The 9779-nt window shown below is 48.6% G+C and carries 10 protein-coding genes; 3 read left to right on the forward strand and 7 right to left on the reverse strand.

Translation table 11 applies throughout. The features are described 5' to 3' along the window. On the reverse strand, positions 1–921 hold a 921-nt coding region (locus AC3DOM_RS11550; protein ID WP_487919198.1), incomplete at its 3' end, for a zinc-dependent alcohol dehydrogenase family protein. Here AC3DOM_RS11550 and nadD point away from each other — a divergent pair. The 3 genes from nadD to AC3DOM_RS11565 all read left to right on the forward strand — a co-directional run bounded on the left by nadD (position 916) and on the right by AC3DOM_RS11565 (position 4228). Next, positions 916–1644 carry a nicotinate-nucleotide adenylyltransferase gene (gene nadD, locus AC3DOM_RS11555; RefSeq protein WP_487919199.1) on the forward strand — a complete coding sequence of 243 codons (729 nt, stop codon included), beginning with the start codon at positions 916–918 and terminating at the stop codon, positions 1642–1644. The genes AC3DOM_RS11550 and nadD overlap by 6 nt on opposite strands. 13 nt (positions 1645–1657) lie before the next feature. Beyond that, entirely contained in the window at positions 1658–2818 is a 1161-nt protein-coding gene (locus AC3DOM_RS11560) for an MFS transporter (protein WP_487919200.1), read from the forward strand. A gap of 75 nt (positions 2819–2893) precedes the next feature. Then, on the forward strand, positions 2894–4228 hold the full coding sequence (locus AC3DOM_RS11565) for a toll/interleukin-1 receptor domain-containing protein (RefSeq protein ID WP_487919201.1): 1335 nt from the start codon (positions 2894–2896) through the stop codon (positions 4226–4228). A gap of 110 nt (positions 4229–4338) precedes the next feature. Here AC3DOM_RS11565 and AC3DOM_RS11570 read toward each other — a convergent pair whose 3' ends face one another. The 6 genes from AC3DOM_RS11570 to AC3DOM_RS11595 form a co-directional block, all read right to left on the reverse strand. After that, a complete protein-coding gene (locus AC3DOM_RS11570) occupies positions 4339–5349 on the reverse strand; it encodes a hypothetical protein (RefSeq protein ID WP_487919202.1) in 1011 nt (336 codons plus the stop codon). An 11-nt stretch (positions 5350–5360) separates the two neighbouring features. Beyond that, complete coding sequence (locus AC3DOM_RS11575; RefSeq protein ID WP_487919203.1) at positions 5361–5885, reverse strand: hypothetical protein; 525 nt, start codon at positions 5883–5885, stop codon at positions 5361–5363. After that, positions 5866–6468: a sigma-70 family RNA polymerase sigma factor gene (locus AC3DOM_RS11580; RefSeq protein ID WP_487919204.1), complete on the reverse strand. Its 603-nt coding sequence runs from the start codon at positions 6466–6468 to the stop codon at positions 5866–5868. The genes AC3DOM_RS11575 and AC3DOM_RS11580 overlap by 20 nt, the downstream gene beginning before the upstream one ends. A 187-nt stretch (positions 6469–6655) precedes the next feature. After that, entirely contained in the window at positions 6656–7501 is an 846-nt protein-coding gene (locus AC3DOM_RS11585) for a metal ABC transporter permease (protein ID WP_487919205.1), read from the reverse strand. 128 nt (positions 7502–7629) lie between these two features. Next, positions 7630–8475: a metal ABC transporter ATP-binding protein gene (locus AC3DOM_RS11590; RefSeq protein WP_487919206.1), complete on the reverse strand. Its 846-nt coding sequence runs from the start codon at positions 8473–8475 to the stop codon at positions 7630–7632. Between the two features lie 81 nt (positions 8476–8556). Then, positions 8557–9471: a metal ABC transporter substrate-binding protein gene (locus tag AC3DOM_RS11595; protein ID WP_487919207.1), complete on the reverse strand. Its 915-nt coding sequence runs from the start codon at positions 9469–9471 to the stop codon at positions 8557–8559. Positions 9472–9779 lie beyond the last annotated feature (308 nt).

Below are 9779 nucleotides of genomic sequence, written 5' to 3' on the forward strand. Positions count from 1 at the left end.
ATAATTTTCAACCGTTGACTTTAGCCCGACCTGCTCAGCCAGGGCAAGAAATTCGACTCCATCTTGATAGGTGGCATTTGTTACTGAGCGAAGTGTACGCTCACCCCACAAGGTTGCGTAAGGAAAGGATGGGATATCACTCATATGGATGGCATTAATCGAGACAGTTCCTCCGGGACGAACTGCCTCCAATGCGCGGATTGCGATATCCCCCGATGGGGCAAAAACCACAGCTTTGTCGAGCACCATTCCCGGATTTTGGCCTGCTTCGCCAGCCCAGGCAGCTCCCAACTCTCGAGCGTGATCCTGGTGCCCTGCTGAACGGGTATAGACTGCCACCTCACAGCCCCAATAATTTAATACCTGGATCATCAAATGTGCGCTGGCGCCAAAACCATACAGGCCGACTCGTTCACCCGGCTCAATCTCAGCGCGTTTCAGCGCACGGTATCCAACAACCCCTGCACAAAGCAGAGGGGCAGCCTGTTCATCTGATATTCTCTCTGGAATAGTCAGAAGATAACGTGTATCGGCAAGCATCATTTCCCCATACCCACCATCCACATTGAATCCGGTAAATTTAGCGTTTGGGCAAAGATTTTCCAATCCGCGCTGGCAATACTCACACTCTCCACAGGCAGAATGCAACCAGGGGATACCGACCCTCGTGCCAATTTTTATCCCGTGCGAAGAAGGTTGGGCAAGAGCGTCCACAATCCCCACGACCTGATGCCCGGGTGTAATCGGTAACTGTGGCGGGTGGATATCGCCTTCAACGGTATGCAAATCAGTATGGCAGACACCGCAAACCTTGACCCTGATACGCGCCTGTCCCGGTCCCGGTTCGGGGATGGGCATCTCCGTTGCGCGAAGAGGAATATTTTCTATCAAATCCTGGGCAAAAAGACGGTACGCATGCATGATTTCATTGTACAGCATTTTCCGGTTGCTCAGGCCGGAAAAGCTGGCATTTTCGCTTTATTTTCTTATGTCGAGGCAGCCCAAAAGGGTTATACTTCGCCCATGCAAAAACCACGTCTCGGTATCTTTGGTGGAACCTTTGACCCACCGCATCTTGGACATTTGATCCTGGCGAGCGAAATCCGCAGCCAACTCAAACTCGACCGTCTGCTCTGGGTGCTTACAGCAATCCCGCCTCATAAACTTGGTCGTACCATAACCCCACTTGAGCATCGTCTGGCGATGGTAAATCTTGCAATTGATGATAACCCGCACTTTGAGCTTTCTCGCATCGAAATTGATCGTGAGGGGCCACATTATGCCATCGACACACTCGATCTTCTCAAAGAAGAAAATCCCGATACTGATCTTATATACGTGATGGGTGGGGACTCCCTGCATGATCTTCTATCCTGGCATCGACCTGCAGATATTGTGGCTGCCTCCCACGAAATCGGTGTGATGCGCCGCCCTGGTGATTTTGTTGACCTGAGCAAACTCGATATGGCGATACCCAACCTCCGGTCAAAGCTGCGCTACGTTGATGCTCCGCTGCTCGAAATTGCATCCAGTGGAATTCGTCTCCGCGCGGCAAAGGGCTTGCCCATCCAATATTATCTTCCCATTCCTGTTTACGATTATATTCAGGAATATGGGCTTTACGACTTCAAGCCTCTCGGCTAATTCAGGGAGTTAAATGACCATTCTCTTCAATGCAATTTTCTCATCCATAGCGCTTGGGCACACTTTTGTAGATTTGCTCGGTTCGCAGCGGGCAGTGATTTTCACCTTTATCGGAGCGCAACTTGGCATCAGCAATACTGCGCTCGGTGGACTTAGCATGGCCTATGTCTGGACACAGGCCTTCTCACAACCATTTTTTGGCTGGCTCAGTGATCGTCGTGGCGCACGCTGGCTGGCAGCTGGCGGAGTATTGTGGATGGCCATCTTCTTCTCGTTGGCGCTGATTCTGCCCGGTTATTATTCGCTTGGATCAATGATCATTTCCAGCCTGGGATCAGCTGCATTTCATCCAGCAGGCGCCGCCGAGGCAACCAAAATAGGAGAGATACATTTCTCTGGTCGAGAAACGACAGCGGCATCTTATTTCTTTCTTTTTGGGCAAGCTGCGTACGCTTTCGGCCCGATGATTGGTGGTCCGCTCCTCGACAGATTCGGCCTGACGGGTTTGCTCATGCTTTCACTCCTGGGGATACCAATAGCCCTGAATTCAGCCTACCGTTTACGTTCGCTGGTCAACCATCAGCCCAAGGAAATGGCGGCAAATAAGAAACCATCTATTCGGCTCATTGTGGGAAAAAGCTTCATCATCACCCTGGCTACAACAATTGCCTTCCAGGCCTGGGTACAGCAAACGATGAATACCTTCATCCCAAAATATCTCAGTGATCTCGGCCAAACCGCAACCGTTTATGGAATAATAACCGGCCTGTATATGGTTGGAGGCGCGATGGGAAATGTGGCTGGAGGGATGCTGGCCGACCGTTACGGCAAACGAAATGTGATCACCACGGCCTTATTATTAGCCACTCTCCCCCTCTTTACCATCTCCCGGATAGGATGGACACCCTGGCTCTACGCCGTCGTGCCTTTGGCTGGTGCGCTGAACGGATCGGTGCATCCTATTTTGGTGGTACTCGCACAGAAAACCATCCAGGGTGGGCGTGGATTGGCCTCTGGTCTGGTACTGGGATTCAAATTTGCTGCCGGAGCGCTGGGTATGTTTATCAGCGGCATTCTGGCAGATTTTTTTGGATTCTCGTTCATCTTCGCTTTGACGGCAGTCCTGGCACTCTCGGCAGCATTGATCATTCGTACGCTAAAAACAACGGAGTAGAGATCATCCTGATAAAACTCAGGTTCTTGATTTATTGTATAATTATTTCCCCAAACAAATTTACAGGAGCTAGGTATGGGGCGGGTTGAAAAGACAGTTTTTATCAGTTATAGACGCACCAATTTTTATACCGCCTTGGCGGTATATCAGGATTTAACAGCAAATGGCTATGATGCTTATCTGGATTTAAAAAATGATTACACAGATAATTTTGAAGAAAACAATTTTGAAAACATCAAAGCCAGAGCACATTTTTTAACCATTCTTTCCCCTTCTGCTCTGGAAGAATGCAATGAACCAGGCGATTGGCTACGACGTACCATCGTACAGGCTATTGACCAAAGACGAAATATTATCCTTTTATTATTGGAAGGCTTTGAGTTTGATAGCCCTGTAACCATAGAAGCATTTAAAGGGAATTTATCTCCTTTAAAAGATTGCAATGGGTTGAAAATTTATACTGAAGATTTTTATAATGGGTTGGAAAAACTACGCAACGAGTATTTGAGGTCCGTCCCATATGATACGCCCTTGAAACCGTTGAGCAATGCCGTAGAAAAAAGAACGCTGGAGCATAAAAAGATCTTTAATAAAATGTGCCTTATTAGAGAGAAAGAACTTAATGCAGAAAAATGGTTTGAGCGCGGCTATGTCTTTGCTTTGGATAAAAACTTCCCGGAAGCCATCCGTTGTTTTTCCCAAACACTCCGTATTCAGCCAAAGTTTGCAGATGCCTATCACAATCGGGGGTTGGCGCGCGAAAAACATGGAGATCTGGAGGGCGCACTCGCCGATTATGATCAGACTCTCCGTTTTCAGCCGAATTTTCCCATGGCATATGTTAATCGCGGGAATGCCTATAATCGCCAGGGTGCTTATAAGGCCGCGATCAACGATTATGATCAAGCCCTCCGTATGAAACCAGACTTGGCCGAGGCTTACCTCAACAGGGGAAATGCGCACGGAGCCCGAGGGAATATGCAAGGGGCAGTCCGTGATTATGATGAAGCTCTCCGTATCCGCCCAGATTATGCCGAAGTTTATAATAACCGGGGCATTGAACACTATAATCTGGGAAATTTGGATGATGCCATCAAGGATTACGACGAGGCCATTCGCATCCAACCAGATTATACCGATGCCTATCATAGCCGCGGACTTGTCCACAGCGCCCAAGGGAATTTGAATGACTCCATTGCTAATTTTATGCGGGCAATCCACCTTCAGCCGGATTATGCTGCAGCCTACTATAATCTGGCACAGGTCCTGGAGAAGAAAAATAAATACAAGGCGGCCCTCAATAATTACCAAAAGTATCTCTACTATAGCAATGGGAGTGAAAATGGAATTCAAGAAAGGGTCAAGGAAAATATTCTAAGTTTGAGAAAGAAAATCAGAGAAAAATCTTAGCAAATAAGATCATCACCCCTATTAAAGAAAATGACTTCCGAAGTTTTTGAAACTTCGGAAGTCTTATGTTATAAGGCCCTCCCCCCCATTCGGGGGAGGATAGGTGGGGATTATTCCCCATCCACAGGTGGGAGGGGAGTAGGATCAACAACTTCTGCCACAGGGGGCAGGACAGATTGTGAGCCAAATCGAGACATGATCACACCGCCGAGGGCGAGGGTACCGATCACGAAGGGAACCAGCCAGCCGATACAGGGTATCAGGGCAATTGAGGCCGCGATGACGGTCAGTAACCAGGTGCCAAAGGCCGCGCTTAGCGGTAAGGGCCATTCCTGATTGATCATCTTTGTGAAACGTTCACCCACTTCAAGGCCGAGGGCGATCCAGCCGTAGAGCAGGGCAACCATCAAGACAAGAATGGCGAGCAATCCAACCGGGATGAGCAATATAGTGATCATCAAGACCACGACCACAAAGGGAGCCAGGGCAATCGTCAGGAAGCCCAATCCACCCGCAATCGCTGGCTGAGAAGCTGCGGCTTCTCCCACCCGTCGCATCGGTTCAGCAAGAAGGAGGGCCACCAGCATTGCGAGCAATCCCATAGCTACTGATCGTCCAATGACACCGGCCACTGCCCATAAAGGATTGCGATGGACAACCAGCGGGGACTGATCAAAAAAGGGAATGCCAGGAATTTCTGGGATACGGGTCTCGTCTGATAAAATCCCCGGAGCGGTATGGATGATCTCACCATTGACCTGTGAACCCTCTTCCCGATTTAGGGTCGCGCCGATAACTGAGAGAGTGCCTTTGATCAGCGATTCTTCGCCAAGCAAGGTTGCCCCACCGATCAAAACCACATCGCCGTTGACCTGCCCATTGACCGTCAGACTGCCCCCAACAACAACGACATCGCCTTTCACTTCGGAATCAACCTCGATCATCACGACGCCGCCAAAGACGACCACGCTGTCATCAAGGCTGTCTCCGCTCTCGAGGGTATAGGTTCCACCAAAGATGACGGGGCCATCACCAGGTCCTTTTGCAGCTACGCTTTGCGTGGGCAGCAAGACCAGCATTAGAACCATAATTACAGATAGAAATTTCATTTTATTTTTCATTTTTTATTCCTCTAAATCATTTGCGGGTAACGCGATATTTTCTGGATCGATGAGAACCAGACCAGGCCTAAAAGGCCGAAAAAACTCAGGGAAAGCACCCATGCCGATGAGGGAATAAAGCTGGCCAGAACACGCAAAAGCACCGAACCGGCTTCGTTTATCACCTTAATAAAAGATAGTGCAGAGGCGATATAGGAAGTCCACGCGACAAGTAATTGGGTCGGCGATGCCAGCGCAGCGGACAGGACCGGTATTGCCAGCCAGATGAGAACTCCCAGCCCGCTGACCAACAGGATCAGCCCGCCAAAGAAATATCGCTGCCGTTGAGCTTTGCGCTTCGCTTCCAACCGAATCCGGAACCTGCTTGCAAATCCCGGAGCGGGGGTTGCCATCACGACATTATGCAGAGCGAGATTGGCTTCAGCCAATGCCGCGCACTTGGCGCATTTACGAATATGGGCCTGAAAGGCCTTATTCTCTTTGGGCGCTAGTTGCTCATCATTGAGCAGTTTTTCCTCAAAATGCCGGTGATCCATAAGGCATCCTTTCCACATGGGGAGATTTATCGGTTTCGTCTTGCCAGAGGTCTCCAAGCTTTTGCCGAGCGCGATGCAAACGACTTTTCACCGCACTAACAGTCAGGGAGAGAGTTTCGGATATTTCCACTTCTGAAGCATCGTACCAATATCGCAGAATGATCGCAGCCCGGTCAGTTTCGCTAAGACCTTGAAGTAAATCCTGAATATCTTCTCTTTGCTCACTACGGATAACTGCTTTTTCAGGGTTCACAGCCGAAAGATCCGGGATATATTCTCTGGGCGTCCCTTCGTCATCATGAAGGGAAAAAGTCGGCAGTTTTTTGCGTCTCAGGCGGTCTATACAATAATGCGCTGCGATAGAAAGCAACCAGGTTGCAAAAGATCGTTTTACATCGTAGCGGTGCAGATTCTGATAGGCTCTCAAAAAACTCTCCTGTGCTGCATCTTCAGCCCAATCTGATTCACCGAGCATTCGATAGCATAAGTTATAGACCGGCTTTTGATAGGTCTCGACCAGAGTTGTAAACGCTTCATCACTGCCTTGCTGTGCCTGGAGGATCCAGGTCTTTTCCTCGTCCACGTATTCTCCTGTTCTTTTTATCTACCCCAATATACGCATCTTATTCTGATAGGTTGCAAAATATAAAATATGCTTGGACCATTATTGGACATCTTTGTTTAGTCAATAAACTAACTTGCTCAAGGCGGCGTCCTCGCCGCCGGGGACGGCGACGAGAGCAGGTTTACAAGAAATACTAATCTATTTACTAATTTCTCATACGTACGCGTAAGACAATAGCTTGAATCCCCCAGACAACCCCAAAGATCGCTGTACAAACCAGGACGATCGCCGAACCGGATGCGATACTCCAATAATAGGAGACGTATAAGCCCACAATCCCGGAGAACGATGCGATCATCGCCGCGAGCACCATCATCACGGGAAGACGTTTGGTCAACAAATAGGCCGTCGCGGCAGGGGTAACGAGCATCGCGACCATTAAGGCTACCCCGACCGTTTGGAGCGAAACCACAATTGTGATCGCAATCAGGATCAGCAGCAGAAATTCGAGCAGACGCGCGGGTAAACGCAAAGTCGCGGCCAGTACAGGGTCAAAGGAAAGCACCATGAACTCTTTATAAAATGCCAAAATCAGAAGCAGCGCCAATCCGCCAAAAATAGCGATCAACCACAGATCATTATTGCGAACGCCAAGTACATCACCAAAAAGGAAGTGCGTCAAATCAACGGTATAGCTACGTACGGTGGAGATGAGAGCAACCCCGAGGGCGAATGTCCCCGCGAAGATGATCCCGATGGCAGTATCCTCCTTGATCTTGGTGCTGCGGCTGATCGTGCCTATGCCCAGCGCGCTGAGAATAGCGGCGAGTAAGGCCCACCAGAAAAGCGGTTCCCGCGCGCCTCCGCCGACCAAATAGCCAACTGCCACACCGGGCAGAATTGAATGTGCCAGCGCATCCCCAAAAAAAGCCATCCCGCGCAAGACAACATAGGTACCAACAACTGCGCTGACAATGCCAACCATCACGGCAGCGGCAAATCCACGCACCATAAATGCATACTGGAGGGGTTCGAGAATAAGGTCAAGCATGGTTTTCTTTCCGAGTACTTATTAAGTATAAAGACATCTATCATTCCTTGCCCCCACCTAACCTCCCCCGCAAACGGGGGAGGAGGGGCTGATTCTCCCCCCGTTTCACGGGGGGAGCCAGAGGGGGGCTAATGCTCCCCCTCGCAGCAGGTATCGCCGAGGGCCAGTATCCCTTTATCGGTGGAGACAAGTTGGAGGTGTCCGCCATAGGCTTTGAGAAGATTTTCGGGGGAGAGAGAGGCCTCAGCAGGCCCAATGGCAAGCATCCGTTTATTGAGCAACATCACCCTGTCAAAGCGTTCGGAGGCCATTTTCAGATCATGCAAAGAAATCAGGATGGTCACATCCTGTTCGCGGAGTTCATCCAAAATATTGAAGATGTCTTCCTGAGCAGTGATATCAAGCCCTGTCATCGGTTCATCCATCAACATCAGTTCAGCCTCCTGGGCCAAGGCACGGGCGATAAACATCCGCTGTTGCTGACCACCGGAAAGCTGATCAATTTGGCGTTTGGCAAAATTCTCAAGTTTGACTACGTCCAGGGCATGATGGACGATATCCCAATCGTGAGATTTGGGGTTGCGAAATAAGCCCAATTTCCCAATTCGTCCCATCATAGCCACGTCTGCAACGGTGACAGGAAAATTCCAATCCACCTGATTGCGTTGGGGGACATACGCAATACAAATATGTCCATCGGGTGCGTGCCCAAAAATCTGGATTTGCCCTGATGTTTGATCCTGAACACCGGCAATAATTTTAAGCAGGGTACTTTTACCAGCACCGTTTGGCCCAACAATGGCGAGCCGTTCACCTTCCCGCAAAGAGAAGGAGATGTCCGCAAGCGCGGGACCATTTTCATAGCGCATAAATAATTTTTCTGCACTCAAAATCGGCGCATCCACATCGTGGGAGTGGCGCTGTTGTCGGCCAAGGTGCATAGTGGTCTTTTTGATTTCTTTTAAGATGGACATAAGAAGATATATTTTAATTATATTCAGGATTGTAGAAAATGATGAGTGAAAAGTGATTCACATCTCACGTTTCATGTATTATTATTTCAACGCATTAACAAATGCATTTGTATTGTATCGCAGGTAATCCAGATATGTACCAGCCTCACCCCCGGATGCGCTCAACGAACCGGTATAAAAATACACCAGCTGAACACCAGTATCCTCAGCAACACGCTCTGCGAGATCGGGATTAGCTGTCCTGCCAACAAAAATAGTACTTACTTTCAGTTCACGAATGGTATTTTCAATTTCAGCCAGTTCTTGGGCCGATGGCTCGGAAAGCGAACTATACCCCGGTATAATTGCCCCAACCTGCTCGAGACCGTATTCATCCACATAATATCTCAATAAACTGTGATCAGTGACGATCTGGCGATTTTCAAGCGGGATTTCAGAAATCCGCTCCCGTATCCAGGCATCGATTTCCCTTAATTCAGCAATATAGGCGTCCGCATTCTCTGCATAAGAATCAGCATGGATGGCATCTTCTGCGATCAGCGAAGATTCGATATTCTCCACCCAAATGATGACGTTGTTGGGATCCGTCCAGGTATGCGGATCACCCGAATGCTCATCGTCATCGTGTTTATCCTTAACCCCTCCAAGGAGTTCAATCCCCTCCGCTACCTCAACGATCTTTTCTTTTGCGCCCGCGCTCTCAATCAGATTTTCAAGAAAGGTTTCCAAACCCGCGCCGTGTGCAAAGATCACATCCGCATCAGCAACTTTGGCTATATCCTGCGGCGTAGGTTCAAAACTATGCGGATCAGTACCCTCGGGCAATAAAATCTGCACATCCACCAAATCTCCACCGACCTGCGCGACCACATCTGCAACAATGCTGGTCGTGGCAACTATATTTAATTTATTCGCTTCATCTAAAAGGGGAGTTTGTGGATTGCACGAGAAAATAATCAGCGCAATAAATATATGAACAAAATGCTTATTTTTCATAGATCCCTTTCAATTCACGCTGATAATAAGATTTTCAGTAGCGGTGAAAATTCTACCATTATCAAGATAGAGCGTCAAGAAATTATGGTCTTCCTTATTAAATAGGACTTGCGCAATCCACTTATTTTCTCGCCGCAATGCTCTGTGTTGCGGCTTGTCTACAATACCCCAACGCAGAGCATTGGAATAAGGATTATAAAAATGGGTAAGTCCTATCAATTTCAGAAGCCTCGGTGGGAAGATTGGAAGGATAATATTTTTCTTGCAATTACCCTATAAAACCTCTATAATCAACCCGTCATGCAGAA

It is taken from the genome of Candidatus Desulfolinea nitratireducens, from assembly GCF_982879505.1.

What these genes read in the sequence shown, in the direction of transcription:
- nadD (WP_487919199.1), top strand. Translation starts at nt 916, where the DNA reads ATGCATGATTTCATTGTACAGCATTTTCCGGTTGCTCAGGCCGGAAAA.
- AC3DOM_RS11560 (WP_487919200.1), top strand. Translation starts at nt 1,658, where the DNA reads ATGACCATTCTCTTCAATGCAATTTTCTCATCCATAGCGCTTGGGCAC.
- AC3DOM_RS11565 (WP_487919201.1), top strand. Translation starts at nt 2,894, where the DNA reads ATGGGGCGGGTTGAAAAGACAGTTTTTATCAGTTATAGACGCACCAAT.
- AC3DOM_RS11570 (WP_487919202.1), bottom strand. Translation starts at nt 5,349, where the DNA reads ATGAAAAATAAAATGAAATTTCTATCTGTAATTATGGTTCTAATGCTG.
- AC3DOM_RS11575 (WP_487919203.1), bottom strand. Translation starts at nt 5,885, where the DNA reads ATGGATCACCGGCATTTTGAGGAAAAACTGCTCAATGATGAGCAACTA.
- AC3DOM_RS11585 (WP_487919205.1), bottom strand. Translation starts at nt 7,501, where the DNA reads ATGCTTGACCTTATTCTCGAACCCCTCCAGTATGCATTTATGGTGCGT.
- AC3DOM_RS11590 (WP_487919206.1), bottom strand. Translation starts at nt 8,475, where the DNA reads ATGTCCATCTTAAAAGAAATCAAAAAGACCACTATGCACCTTGGCCGA.
- AC3DOM_RS11595 (WP_487919207.1), bottom strand. Translation starts at nt 9,471, where the DNA reads ATGAAAAATAAGCATTTTGTTCATATATTTATTGCGCTGATTATTTTC.